The sequence below is a fragment of the Stenotrophomonas sp. ATs4 genome (genome assembly GCF_051861585.1).
Taxonomy (GTDB): domain Bacteria; phylum Pseudomonadota; class Gammaproteobacteria; order Xanthomonadales; family Xanthomonadaceae; genus Stenotrophomonas; species Stenotrophomonas maltophilia_AS.
Map to the genome: position 1 here is coordinate 337,703 of NZ_JBLYPK010000001.1, position 12,348 is coordinate 350,050.

The 12,348-nt window shown below is 66.1% G+C and carries 12 protein-coding genes; 8 read left to right on the forward strand and 4 right to left on the reverse strand.

What is annotated here, in order from left to right:
• Positions 1 to 196: 196 nt before the first annotated feature.
• Both pip and prmC read right to left on the reverse strand, forming a co-directional pair.
• Positions 197 to 1,138 carry a prolyl aminopeptidase gene (gene pip / locus ABR323_RS01720; protein WP_126928723.1) on the reverse strand — a complete coding sequence of 314 codons (942 nt, stop codon included), beginning with the start codon at positions 1,136 to 1,138 and terminating at the stop codon, positions 197 to 199.
• 48 nt (positions 1,139 to 1,186) lie between these two features.
• Positions 1,187 to 2,044 (reverse strand): peptide chain release factor N(5)-glutamine methyltransferase, encoded by an 858-nt coding sequence (prmC, locus tag ABR323_RS01725; RefSeq protein WP_439447966.1) that lies wholly within the window; start codon positions 2,042 to 2,044, stop codon positions 1,187 to 1,189.
• Between the two features lie 296 nt (positions 2,045 to 2,340).
• On the opposite strand from prmC, the gene ahpC reads away from it, so the two are divergent.
• The 5 genes from ahpC (at position 2,341) to ABR323_RS01750 (ending at position 7,305) form a co-directional block, all read left to right on the forward strand.
• Positions 2,341 to 2,904 (forward strand): alkyl hydroperoxide reductase subunit C, encoded by a 564-nt coding sequence (gene ahpC, locus ABR323_RS01730; RefSeq protein WP_004144811.1) that lies wholly within the window; start codon positions 2,341 to 2,343, stop codon positions 2,902 to 2,904.
• 225 nt (positions 2,905 to 3,129) lie between these two features.
• On the forward strand, positions 3,130 to 4,722 hold the full coding sequence (gene ahpF, locus ABR323_RS01735; RefSeq protein WP_135272391.1) for an alkyl hydroperoxide reductase subunit F: 1,593 nt from the start codon (positions 3,130 to 3,132) through the stop codon (positions 4,720 to 4,722).
• 85 nt (positions 4,723 to 4,807) lie between these two features.
• A complete protein-coding gene (locus tag ABR323_RS01740) occupies positions 4,808 to 5,770 on the forward strand; it encodes a LysR substrate-binding domain-containing protein (RefSeq protein WP_439447967.1) in 963 nt (320 codons plus the stop codon).
• A 123-nt stretch (positions 5,771 to 5,893) separates the two neighbouring features.
• The gene (gene rnk, locus ABR323_RS01745) at positions 5,894 to 6,298 is read left to right on the forward strand and encodes a nucleoside diphosphate kinase regulator (protein ID WP_065722817.1); all 405 of its coding nucleotides are present in this window, start codon (positions 5,894 to 5,896) and stop codon (positions 6,296 to 6,298) included.
• A 50-nt stretch (positions 6,299 to 6,348) separates the two neighbouring features.
• On the forward strand, positions 6,349 to 7,305 hold the full coding sequence (locus tag ABR323_RS01750; protein WP_439447968.1) for a transaldolase: 957 nt from the start codon (positions 6,349 to 6,351) through the stop codon (positions 7,303 to 7,305).
• A 573-nt stretch (positions 7,306 to 7,878) separates the two neighbouring features.
• Here the strand turns inward: ABR323_RS01750 and msrA are convergent.
• The gene (gene msrA, locus ABR323_RS01755; protein ID WP_439448169.1) at positions 7,879 to 8,544 is read right to left on the reverse strand and encodes a peptide-methionine (S)-S-oxide reductase MsrA; all 666 of its coding nucleotides are present in this window, start codon (positions 8,542 to 8,544) and stop codon (positions 7,879 to 7,881) included.
• A gap of 30 nt (positions 8,545 to 8,574) precedes the next feature.
• Positions 8,575 to 8,838: a putative signal transducing protein gene (locus ABR323_RS01760; protein WP_046987838.1), complete on the reverse strand. Its 264-nt coding sequence runs from the start codon at positions 8,836 to 8,838 to the stop codon at positions 8,575 to 8,577.
• Positions 8,839 to 9,034: 196 nt separating this feature from the next.
• Here ABR323_RS01760 and ABR323_RS01765 point away from each other — a divergent pair, with 196 nt between their 5' ends.
• Genes ABR323_RS01765 through ABR323_RS01775 form a run of 3 tightly spaced genes read left to right on the forward strand, consistent with a single transcriptional unit; the run spans position 9,035 to position 12,251 of the window.
• Positions 9,035 to 10,783 carry a glutamine--tRNA ligase/YqeY domain fusion protein gene (locus ABR323_RS01765; RefSeq protein ID WP_439447969.1) on the forward strand — a complete coding sequence of 583 codons (1,749 nt, stop codon included), beginning with the start codon at positions 9,035 to 9,037 and terminating at the stop codon, positions 10,781 to 10,783.
• 43 nt (positions 10,784 to 10,826) lie between these two features.
• Complete coding sequence (locus ABR323_RS01770; protein WP_439447970.1) at positions 10,827 to 11,480, forward strand: hypothetical protein; 654 nt, start codon at positions 10,827 to 10,829, stop codon at positions 11,478 to 11,480.
• Between the two features lie 48 nt (positions 11,481 to 11,528).
• Positions 11,529 to 12,251 carry a DUF6348 family protein gene (locus ABR323_RS01775; protein ID WP_439447971.1) on the forward strand — a complete coding sequence of 241 codons (723 nt, stop codon included), beginning with the start codon at positions 11,529 to 11,531 and terminating at the stop codon, positions 12,249 to 12,251.
• The last annotated feature ends 97 nt before the right edge of the window (positions 12,252 to 12,348 follow it).

A 12,348-nucleotide genomic window follows, 5' to 3' on the forward strand; every position in this document is an offset into this window, starting at 1 on the left:
CAAAGCAGAAGCAGCCAGGCATGGCCTGGCTCTACTGATCGGCAGCACCGCGTGGTAGATCCACGCCATGCGTGGATGAGGGTTGGTAGCGCCGGGCCATGCCCGGCGAGCCACATCGGGCGGCGGAATGGAATGCCGCCGGGCATGGCCCGGCGCTACCGGTAAGGCGTTGCCGGCCAGCGGCCGGCACTACCGGTCAGGCGAAGCTATCGGTGGCGCGCACCAGCGCGTCCACGTTCTCCGCTTCGAATGCCGAGTGACCCGAGGCCGGGGTGATTTCCAGCTTTGCCTTCGGCCACACCTTGGTCAGGTCCCAGGCATTGGCCAGCGGGCAGACCACGTCGTAGCGGCCGTGCACGATCACGCCGGGAATGTCGGCGATGCGGTGCGCATCGCGCAGCAGCTGGTCTTCCACTTCGAAGAAGCCGCCGTTGACGAAATAGTGATTCTCGATGCGGGCAAAGGCCAGCGCGAAGTGCGGGTCTTCGTGGCTGTTGATGAAGTCATCATCGACATGCAGGAAGCTGGTCGCGCCTTCCCACACCGCCCAGGCCTTGGCCGCATCCAGGCGGGTGGTTTCGTCTTCGCTGGTCAGGCGGCGGTGGAAGGCCGAGATCAGGTCATGACGCTCCACCGACGGAATCGGCTTCAGGTAGTGCTCCCATGCATCCGGGAACAAGCGGTTGGCGCCTTCCTGGTAGAACCATTCCAGCTCCCAGCGACGCAGCATGAAGATGCCGCGCAGAACCAGTTCGGTCACGCGCTGCGGGTGGGTTTCGGCATAGGCCAGCGCCAGGGTCGAACCCCAGCTGCCACCGAACACCTGCCAGCGATCGACCTTGAGGTGCTCGCGCAGTTTTTCGATATCGGCGACGAGGTCCCAGGTGGTGTTGTCCACCAGGTCCGCGTGCGGGGTGGAACGGCCGGCACCGCGCTGGTCGAACAGGATGATGCGGTACTTGGACGGGTCGTGGAACTGGCGCATCTTGTCGCTGCAGCCGCCGCCCGGGCCACCGTGCAGCATCACCACCGGCTTGCCGTCCGGGTTGCCGCACTGTTCGAAGTACAGCGTGTGGCGGTCGTCGACCTTCAGGGTGCCGACGTCGTAGGGGGTGATGGCGGGGTACAGCGTACGCATGCTTGCAGCTCCAGGGTGATGCCCTGCCGGGGCAGGAGAACCTCCATTCTAGGCCGGACGCCGGCCCAGGGTGATCCGGTCGCGCTGCTCCAGATCCTGCACGGTCTGCACCTCGGCGAAACCGGCGCCGTCGAACAGCGCGCGGATCGCCGCGCCCTGATCCCAACCGTGCTCGATCAGCAGCCAGCCGCCGGGCAGCAGGTGGGCCTGGCCGCCGTCGACGATGCGGCGGATGTCATCCAGGCCGTCCACGCCGGAGGCCAGCGCCGTGGCCGGTTCAAAACGCAGGTCGCCCTGCTTCAGATGCGGGTCGTCGCTGGCGATGTACGGCGGGTTGCTGGCAATCAGGTCGAAGCGTGCACCCTGCAGCGGTGCATACCAGTCGTGCCCGCCCTCGGCGAAGCGGACGTTGCGCAGTTCATGGCGGGCAGCATTGCGCGCAGCCACGGCCAACGCGCCCGGGCTGGCATCAGTGGCCAGCACCTGCGCCTGCGGCCGTTCGCTGGCCAGCGCCAGGGCGATCGCGCCGCTGCCAGTGCCGAGATCGGCCAGATGCAGGTCGCAATCGGCAGGCAGGCGCTCCAGTGCCAACTCGACCAGCAGTTCGGTTTCAGGGCGCGGGATCAGCGTGGCCGGGTCGACCTCCAGGTCCAGCGTCCAGAAACCGCGGCGGCCGGTCAGGTAGGCCACCGGCTCACCGGCCACGCGGCGGGCGAGCAATGCATCGAAGGCGGCCTGGTCATTGGCGGCCAGCGGGTCGGTGGCGTGTGCGAACAGCCAGCTGCGCGGGCGGTCCAGTACGTGCAGCAGCAGCAGTTCGGCTTCGTGGCGGGCCTCGACGCCGCCCAGGCGGGCACTGGCCTCAGCCACGGTCTGGCGCAGGGAGGGTTCGGTTTGGAAAGACATGCCGCAATTGTAGAGCCGCAGTCGAGCGTGGCTCGACTCTACAAAAAGCTGCAATCCGTTCAGGTTCTGCGGGAGGGAATAAGGAGGGGCTATCGGCCCCATTCAGCGGCCCCGGGAGATTTTCCTTGTCACACAGGCAGTTGCAGGATGAAAGCGGCCGGGTTCAGTGCCTGCTCAGTACATTTTGATAGACTCCATCTATCAAATAGATGCAATCAATGGATTGTCCTTATCGATAGCGAGTCGGTAATCTAGGTCCTGTCGATTCACCCACCCCTTCACCCAGAGGAAAAACGATGTCCCTGATCAACACCCAGATCCAGCCGTTCGAAGCCAACGCTTACCTGAATGGCGAGTTCATCAAGGTTTCCGACAGCACCCTGAAGGGCCAGTGGTCGGTCCTGATCTTCATGCCGGCCGCTTTCACCTTCAACTGCCCGACCGAGATCGAAGACGCCGCTGACCATTACGCCGAATTCAAGAAGGCCGGCGCCGAGGTCTACATCGTCACCACCGACACCCACTTCTCGCACAAGGTCTGGCACGAAACCTCGCCGGCCGTGGGCAAGGCGCAGTTCCCGCTGGTCGGCGACCCGACCCACCAGCTGACCAACGCCTTCGGCGTGCACATTCCGGAAGAAGGCCTGGCCCTGCGCGGCACCTTCATCATCAACCCGGAAGGCGTGATCAAGACCCTGGAGATCCACTCCAACGAGATCGCCCGTGACGTGTCCGAGACCCTGCGCAAGCTGAAGGCTGCCCAGTTCACCGCCGCCAACCCGAACCAGGTGTGCCCGGCCAAGTGGAAGGAAGGCGAGAAGACCCTGACCCCGTCGCTGGACCTGGTCGGCAAGATCTAAAGCAGTACCGGCCTGCCGTGGCCCCACGCCACAGCGAGCCCTTCATCCCCGTGCCGGTCCCCCCGCCGGCGTGGGGGTGAACCCAAGACAGCCAACGCACGCCAGCCTTGGCCAGCCAGCCCCTTCCATGGTCGCTGTCTTGGGTTCACCCCTACCCCCTGCTGGTCCGCTACCTTCTACAGCGGTGCCACGCCCCCTGTTTGCCTGAAGCCAGGAGATGACCCGATGTTGGACGCCAACCTGCAGTCGCAGCTGAAGACCTATCTGGAGCGCGTGACCCGCCCGATCCAGATCACCGCGCACGCCGACGATGGCGCCAAGTCGCAGGAAATGCTGGAACTGCTGCAGACCCTGGACAGCCTGTCGGACAAGATTTCGCTGCAGGTGCTGCGCGATGGCCAGGGCCGCGTGCCGTCCTTCGATCTGGGCACCCCGGGCCAGGACATCCACCTGACCTTCGCTGGCCTGCCGATGGGCCACGAGTTCACCTCGCTGGTGCTGGCGTTGCTGCAGGTGGGCGGTCATCCGTCCAAGGCCACCGCCGAGCTGATCGAGCAGGTGCAGAACCTGGAAGGCGAGTACAAGTTCGAAACCTACTTCTCGCTGTCCTGCCAGAACTGCCCGGACGTGGTGCAGGCGCTGAACCTGGCCGCGGTACTCAACCCGCGCATCCAGCACGTGGCCATCGACGGCGCCCTGTTCCAGGACGAAGTCGAGAAGCGCGAGATCATGTCGGTGCCGACCGTGTACCTCAACGGTGAGGTGTTCGATCAGGGCCGCATGACCCTCGAGCAGATCGTGGCCAAGCTGGACACCAATGCCGGCAAGCGCGATGCCGAGAAGATCGCCGCCAAGGACGCCTTCGATGTGTTGGTGGTGGGCGGTGGCCCGGCCGGCGCAGCAGCGGCGATCTACGCCGCACGCAAGGGCATCCGCACCGGCATCGCCGCCGAACGCTTCGGTGGCCAGGTGCTGGACACCATGGCGATCGAGAACTTCATTTCGGTGAAGGAGACCGAAGGCCCGAAGCTGGCCACGGCGCTGGAACAGCACGTGCGCGAGTACGAGGTGGACATCATGGACCTGCAGCGCGCCAGCGCGCTGGTGCCGGCCGGCGAAGACGGCCTGGTGCAGGTGCAGCTGGAGAACGGCGCAGTGCTGAAGTCGCGTTCGGTGATCCTGTCCACCGGCGCGCGCTGGAGGCAGATGAACGTGCCGGGCGAAGACCAGTACCGCAACAAGGGCGTGGCCTACTGCCCGCACTGCGATGGTCCGCTGTTCAAGGGCAAGCGTGTGGCGGTGATCGGCGGCGGCAACTCCGGCGTGGAAGCAGCCATCGACCTGGCCGGCATCGTGTCGCATGTAACCCTGCTGGAGTTCGATTCCAGCCTGCGCGCCGATGAAGTGCTGCAGAAGAAGCTGCGCAGCCTGGCCAATGTCACCGTGCTGACCAGCGCGCAGACCACCGAAGTGCTGGGCGACGGCAGCCGCGTCACCGGCCTGGTCTACAAGGACCGTGTCGGCGGCGATGCCCACCGCGTCGAGCTGGAAGGCATCTTCGTGCAGATCGGCCTGCTGCCCAACACCGAATGGCTGAAGGACACCGTGGCGCTGTCGCCGCGTGGCGAGGTGATCATCGATGATCGCGGCCAGACCAATCTGCCGGGGGTGTTCGCCGCAGGCGATTGCACGACGGTACCCTACAAGCAGATCATCATTGCCATGGGTGCCGGTTCGACCGCCGCATTGAGTGCGTTCGACCACCTGATCCGCTCGTCGGTGAGCAGCAGCACGGGTGCCGTTGCTGAAGCTGCCTGATCCACCGTTCCCAGATCACCGGGAACCTTGTCTGCCTGTCGGGTAACCATGCCGTCAGCCGGTCCGTTACCCCTGGGGTGTAAGGATGAACCTACGTGATCTGAAGTACCTGGTAGCCCTGGCCGACCACAAGCATTTCGGCCGGGCTGCCGCTTCCTGTTTCGTCAGCCAGCCCACGCTGTCGACGCAGATCCGCAAGCTGGAAGAAGAGCTGGGCCTGCCATTGGTGGAACGCGCGCCGCGCAAGGTGATGCTGACCCCGGCCGGCCAAGAAGCAGCGGCACGGGCACGGGTGATCGTGTCCGAAGTGGAACAGCTGAAGGAAGCGGCGCGACGCAGCCGCGATCCGGAAGCCGGTACGGTGCGCCTGGGCATCTTCCCGACCCTGGGCCCGTACCTGCTGCCGCATGTGATCCCGCGCATCCGCGAGCGCTTCCCTGAGCTGGAACTGCTGCTGGTCGAGGAAAAGAGCGACGTGCTGCTGGACCGCCTGCGCGAAGGCAAGCTCGATGCCGCGCTGCTGGCCCTGCCGGTGATCGACGATCAGCTGCACGCCGAGTTCCTGTTCGAGGAACCCTTCCTGCTGGCTGTATCGGGCCGCCACCCGCTGGCCGGGCGTGAGCATCTGGACGTGCAGGAACTGGCCACGCAGAAGCTGCTGCTGCTGGAAGACGGGCATTGCCTGCGCGACCAGGCACTGGAAGTGTGCCGGCTGTTCGGCGCCAACGAGAAGTCCGAATTCCGCGCCACCAGCCTGGAGACACTGCGGCAGATGGTCGCCGCCGACGTTGGCATCACCCTGCTACCGAGCCTGTCGGTGCAGCCGCCCGTACCGCGCTCGAACAACATCCGCCTGCTCGACTTCACCGGCGAAGGCCGTCCCAGCCGTCGCATTGCCATGATCTGGCGCCGCAGCTCGGCCATGAACGACTTCCTGATGGAACTGGCCGATCAGTTCAAGCGCCTGCCACAGGCACTGTTCACCCTGGAGGCGGTAAGTGCCGGCGGCGACGCCAGCGCCCTGCCCGGCCTCGTGCTGAACGGCTGAACCTACGCAGGACTGGCCCGGAATCGGCAGGAGTCGATTCCGGTCGCATTTGTCCCCACAATACAGACAGGCGGCGCCAGCAGGTGCCGCCTTTTGCATGGCTTTCAACCAAGGAGCTTCACCATGAACACCGCCAGCGGCCTGCCGCCGTCGATCACCGTTTCCACCTTCGACATGGACCGCCTGGACGCCATGCTCGAATCCCCAGCGCTGAGCCAGACGCCTGCCGCGCTCGCGCTTGCTGAAGAACTCAACCGGGCCACCGTGCTGGCACCGGACCAGATTCCCGAAGGCATCGTCATGATGCATTCGCGCGTGGAGTGCGAAGATGAAGTGTCGGGCGAGAAGCACGTCCTGACCCTGGTCTTCCCCCGCGAAGCCAACGTCGATGAAGGCAAGGTTTCCGTGCTGGCCCCGGTCGGCAGTGCCCTGCTCGGCCTTTCGATCGGCCAGAGCATCGACTGGAATGCGCCCGGCGGCCGCAAGCTGCGCCTGCGCGTGACCGCGGTCCACAACGACCGCCCCTGATTACCGCTGCGCACCGCGCGCGACTCGATCCCCCTGCACCAGGAGCCGTAATGAGTACCCCGTCCAAACTGTCCCAGCTGCGCGAACTGTCTGTGGTCGTTGCCGATACCGGTGACTACGAGGCAATCAAGCGCCTGCAGCCGGTGGACTGCACCACCAATCCGACCCTGGTGAAGAAGGCGCTGGACCTGCCGGTCTACGCCGAGCTGATCGAGCGCGAACTGGCCTGGGGCCGCCAGCAGAGTGGCGACCGTGAAGCCGTGGTGCACGCCGTGGCCGACCGCCTGACCATCGGCGTCGGCGCGCTGCTGAGCACGCTGGTGCCGGGCCGCGTGTCCACCGAAGTGGACGCCGACCAGGCCTACGACACCGCCGCCACCGTGGCCAAGGCCCGCCAGTTCATCCAGATGTACGCCGATGCCGGCGTGCCGCGCGAGAAGATCCTGATCAAGATCGCCGCGACCTGGGAAGGCGTGGAAGCCGCGCGCATCCTGCAGGCCGAAGGCATCGACTGCAACCTGACCCTGATCTTCAACCCGACCCAGGCGCTGGCCTGCAGCGAAGCCGGCGCGTTCCTGATCTCGCCCTTCGTCGGCCGCATCCTGGACTGGTACGTGGCCAACGGCCAGACCCCGGCCAGCATCGATGAAGACCCGGGCGTCGTGTTCGTGCGCGGCGTGTATGCCGAATTCAAGCGCCGTGGCTCGCCGACGGTGGTGATGGGCGCCTCGTTCCGTTCCACCGCGCAGATCGAAGCGCTGGCCGGCTGCGACCGCCTGACGATTTCGCCGGACCTGCTGGAGAAGCTGGACGCTGACCACGGCGAGCTGCCGCGCAAGCTGGTGGCCGGTGCGGCAGATGGCGCGGCGGTGACCCCGATCGATGCGGCGAAGTTCGCAGCGGATCTGGCGGCCGATCCGATGGCCACCGAGAAGCTGGCGACCGGTATCGATGCGTTTGCCAAGGATCTGCAGGCGCTGCGCGAGCGTATTCGTTCGGAACTGTGATTCCGGCCAACGGCTGAGCCCCTCGTGGCGGGTCGGTTGGTCGCGAAGAGCAAAAGCCGCGCTGGGTCGGGCGGGTTGGGTTCGCGGGAGACGCCGTGAATCCATCCCTGGAGGCTTGGCCGCCGCATCCATGCGGCGGACACTCCCGCGAACCCAACCCGCCCGCCCTCTGACAGTTTCCGGTGGCCGCCCGCCACGGAAGAAGGAAAGAAGAGCAACGGCGGGTCGCGCGCTTCGCTTGCTCGCAGCCGAGCATGGCTCGGCTCTACAGGAAGCAGAAGCAAGAGCACGAACGAAAAAGGACGCGGCGAAAGCCACGTCCTTTTTTCTTTTCCATCAGTTCGTCAGTAACCCACTGCTCTTGCCAACCGTCACCGGGAAACTGTCGGGGGTGGGGCGGTGTGGGTTGGCAGGACCGTTGGCGCCATGGATGGCGCCATCGAGCCCCCAGGGACGGGTTTACGGCGTGTCCTGCCAACCCACACCGCCCCGCCCAATCTGCAGAAACCCAGAGCCGCTTTGGCTTTGGCTTTCAGCCGTTGACGTTGCCCGCCGCAGGCGGACCACCGCGCGTCAGCGCGGCGCCCCCACATCCAACCCGATCGGGCAGCTCACGCCGGTGCCGCCGATGCCGCAGTAGCCGTTCGAATTCTTCGCCAGGTACTGCTGGTGATAGTCCTCGGCGTAGTAGTACTCCGGTGCCGGGTACACGATCTCGGTGGTGATCGGGCCGTAGCCGGCCGCATCCAGCTGCGCCTGGTAGGCCTCGCGGCTGGCCAGCGCGGCGGCGTACTGCGCCTCGTCGGTGGCGTGGATGGCCGAACGGTACTGGGTGCCGGTGTCGTTGCCCTGGCGCATGCCCTGGGTCGGGTCGTGGCTTTCCCAGAACAGCTGCAGCAGCCGCTCCAGGCTCACCACCGCCGGGTCGAACACCACCTGCACCACTTCGGTATGGCCGGTCAGGCCCGAGCAGACCTCTTCATAGGTCGGGTTCGCGGTGATGCCGCCGGCATAGCCCACCGAGGTGCTGTATACGCCTGGCTCGGTCCAGAACTTGCGTTCTGCGCCCCAGAAGCAGCCCAGCGCGAAACGGATCTGCTGCAGGCCGGCGAAACGGTCCTTCAGCGGATGGCTGTTCACGAAGTGCTGGTTGCTGTGCAGCGGCAACGGTTGGTCACGCCCCGGCAATGCTTCTTCCGGGCGCGGCAGGCGCTGCTTGAAGGCGCCGATGCCAAGAATGCCCTGTCCAATTCCCAACATGATGCGCTCCTACGCCGGAAGACCGGCAATGTCGTCTGCATCTGAAATGGGGTCGTCCGGGGCGTGGCCCAAGTCCAGTGCAGCCACGATGTCCTCCGCCTGCGGCCGCGCCGCATCGGGGATACCCACCCGCAGCACACCGAACAGCGGCAGCTCGCCCATGCCACCCAGCAACGACTCGCCGAACACGAAGGCCGGGATGCCGGCATCCTCCAGCGCGTGCTTGACCAGGTGGGCGTCGAACAGGTTGTCGGCCTTGTACACGATGTGCATGCGGCAGCTCCTCGGGACAGGGGTCCAGCATACGCCCGGGGGCTGAATGCCGCCGCCGCGCTCGCCGGGCATGGCTCGGCGCTACCATCCCGCACCGGTAGCGCCGAGCCATGCCCGGCGAGCGTAGCGGCAGCCCGGGCAGCCCTTCCCGGTAAGCGTTAGACTGGCAATCTTTCTGCCTTACTTTCGCCGACTCATGTCCGAGCACACCCCCGCCAGCCCCGAGACCCCCGCCGACAGCCACGAGAAGCGCGATTTCATCCGCCAGATCGTGCGCGAGGACCTGGCCAGTGGTAAGCACCAGGCGATCAAGACCCGCTTTCCGCCGGAACCGAATGGCTACCTGCACATCGGCCACGCCAAGTCGATCTGCCTGAACTTCGGCATCGCCGGTGAATTCAGCGGCGTCTGCAACCTGCGCTTCGACGACACCAATCCGGCCAAGGAAGATCCGGAATACGTGGCCGCGATCCAGGACGACGTGCGCTGGCTGGGCTTCAGCTGGAACGAGCTGCGCCACGCTTCTGACTACTTCCAGACCTATTACCTCGCCGCCGAGAAGCTGATCGAGCAGGGCAAGGCCTATGTCTGCGACCTGTCGGCCGAGGAAGTGCGCGCCTACCGCGGCACCCTGACCGAGCCGGGCCGCCCGTCGCCGTGGCGCGACCGCAGCGTCGAGGAAAACCTCGACCTGTTCCGCCGCATGCGTGCCGGTGAATTCCCGGACGGTGCGCGCACCGTGCGCGCCAAGATCGACATGGCCAGCGGCAACATCAACCTGCGCGATCCGGCCCTGTACCGCATCAAGCACGTCGAGCACCAGAACACCGGCAACGCGTGGCCGATCTACCCGATGTACGACTTCGCGCATGCACTGGGCGATTCGATCGAGGGCATCACCCACTCGCTGTGCACGCTGGAATTCGAAGACCACCGCCCGCTGTACGACTGGTGCGTGGACAACGTCGATTTCGCCCATGACGACACGCTGACCCAGCCGCTGGTCGACGCCGGCCTGCCGCGCGAAGCGGCCAAGCCGCGCCAGATCGAATTCTCGCGCCTGAACATCAACTACACGGTGATGAGCAAGCGCAAGCTGATGGCGCTGGTCACCGAACAGCTGGTGGACGGCTGGGAAGACCCGCGCATGCCGACCCTGCAGGGCCTGCGTCGCCGCGGCTACACCCCGGCGGCGATGCGCCTGTTCGCCGAGCGCGTGGGCATCAGCAAGCAGAATTCGCTGATCGACTTCAGCGTGCTGGAAGGCGCGCTGCGCGAAGACCTGGACAGTGCAGCGCCGCGCCGCATGGCGGTGATCGATCCGGTCAAGCTGGTGCTGGCCAACCTGCCGGAAGGCCATGAAGAAAAGCTGACCTTCAGCAACCACCCGAAGGACGAGAGCTTCGGCAGCCGCGAAGTGCCGTTTGCACGCGAAGTGTGGATCGACCGCGAGGACTTCGCCGAAGTGCCGCCGAAGGGCTGGAAGCGCCTGATCCCGGGTGGCGAAGTGCGCCTGCGCGGCGCCGGCATCATCCGCTGCGATGAAGTGATCAAGGATGCCGACGGCACCATCACCGAACTGCGCGGCTGGCTGGATCCGGAATCGCGTCCGGGCATGGAAGGCGCCAATCGCAAGGTCAAGGGCACCATCCACTGGGTCAGCGCCGTGCACGGCGTGCCGGCCGAGATCCGCCTGTACGACCGCCTGTTCTCGGTGCCGAACCCGGACGACGAATCGGAAGGCAAGACCTACCGCGACTACCTCAACCCGGAATCGCGCCGCACCGTCACCGGCTACGTCGAGCCGGCCGCGGCCAGCGCCGCCCCGGAGCAGTCGTTCCAGTTCGAGCGTACCGGCTACTTTGTCGCAGACCGCCGCGACCATACCGAAGCCAAGCCGGTGTTCAACCGCAGCGTGACCCTGCGCGACACCTGGTCGGCCTGAGGACCTGCGCGGGCGCCAGGACGGCGCCCGCACGACCGCGACCATGATCACCGCCCTGTCCGCCCTGCTCTGGTTCATCTCGCAGCATCCGCTGCTGACGTTCTTTGCAGCGATGGTGCTGGCCGGGTTGGTCTCATGGTGGCGGCGCTTTCCGGGCTACGCCATCGTGGTGTTCCCGCTGGCGATGCTCAACATCTTCCTCGGCCACTTCCTCAACGCCACCTTTCTCAACGCGGTGGGCGAGCGCGGTGAAGCGGTGATCGTCAAGGCCGAGGAAACCAACTCCACGCTCAACGAACAGTACATCTGGCGTTACGAAGCGGTGCTGCGCACTGCCGAAGGCCGCGACGTGGAGGTGGTGTTCCACACCAATACCGCCTCGCTGTGGCCGCTGGAGAATGCCATCCGCATCCCGGCGCAGGACCAGCCGTTCGTGGTGAAGTACACACCGGGTTTCCCGCGAAACTTCGTCATCCTCACCGACGAATCACCGCACGGTATCGCCCAGTCCCGGGCCAGCGCGCGCGAGCGCGTGGCGGTAGCGGCACGCAAGCTGCATTTCAGCCCGGGCAATGCCGATTTCCGCGCGGACTATCGCCGCGAACTGGAAACCTGGCTGCGCGACCACGGCAACGATCCGCAGCAGCAGCCCGACGCGCAGCGATATCGCGCCGAACTCGACGCACTCCACCGCTAGTCCCAGGCACCGCCTGGATGTTCCGCCCCATCCATCCACAGGCCTGACATGACCACACCGTCCACCGCGCTCCTCCCGCTGCTGCAGCAGGTCCTGCAGGATGCCGGCACCGCCAGCCGCGTCGACGGCAACGCGCTGCTGCTGGACAGCGGCCTGCGCCTGACCCCGCATGCGATGGCCGCGAACGCGCGCGACAACGGCGGCTGGCAGACCTCTACCGTCATCGAGGTACAACACCCCACGCTGTTCGCCGATGGCCTGTTCGAGTACCAGCACGCCAACGGTGCCGATGAGCAGGCCTCGCTGCTGTCCGGGTTCCAGACCTGGGTGCGGGTGGACCTGGCGACCCTGCAGACCGCGATCGGCGCCGAAGATGCACAGGGCCTGCCGATGATGGGCCTGACCTATCCGGCTGGCGACGACGGGGAGGAGCACGAACGCACCGTGGTGCTGGGGCCGCTGGCCCATTACCGCGCGCAGGAAGTGGATGCGTCCACCTGCAGCGAGGACGACCACGGCTCCTGCCCGTGCTGTCTGTTCACCAAAAGCATGGAGGCCTTCGACGACCTGCTGAAGGCGCGCCAGTTCCTGGCCATCCGCCTGTTCGCCTCGCGCGATGCCGACGGCCTGTGCGAGGCCGATTGCCGGGTCAATGGCCACGACTTCGCCGCCGCCCTGCCCCTGCTGCGCACCTACGCGGCCAGCTGGCCGCAGGCCGGCCTGGAATTCCGCAAGCAGTACGTGGTGATCCGCACCGGCTCGCCGGGCTGACCCGCCGCCACACCCGATACAGGCCGGTGCGGCTACACTGCGCGCCGGTTTCCCAAGCAACCGCACTTTCTTCCATCCCACTACGAGGCACCCCCGC